General features: G+C 46.6%; 1 protein-coding gene. It reads left to right on the forward strand.

Translation table 11 applies throughout. The features are described from left to right. Positions 1–20: 20 nt before the first annotated feature. The coding region (locus tag AAEY78_RS13570) for a saccharopine dehydrogenase NADP-binding domain-containing protein (RefSeq protein ID WP_352339854.1) at positions 21–264 on the forward strand (244 nt) is incomplete at its 3' end.

The following is a 264-nucleotide window of genomic DNA, read 5'->3' on the forward strand; positions in this document are numbered from 1 at the left end:
ACACAAAGGAGGATTGTTCATTGAACACAAACCAACCAGTTAAGCCCAACAAAAAAGACGTACTCATCATCGGAGCAGGCGGTGTCGCTCAAGTGGTCGCGCATAAATGTGCGATGCATAATGATGTGCTTGGTGAGATTCATATCGCCTCACGTACCAAAGACAAATGCGATGATATCGCGCAAAGCGTAAAAGAAAAAGACAGCTTTAAACAAGCTGCGATCTTGCACACGCATCAAGTCGATGCGATGGACAGCCAAGCGC

The sequence above is a fragment of the Psychrobacter sp. 16-MNA-CIBAN-0192 genome (assembly GCF_040309565.1).
Lineage (GTDB): Bacteria > Pseudomonadota > Gammaproteobacteria > Pseudomonadales > Moraxellaceae > Psychrobacter.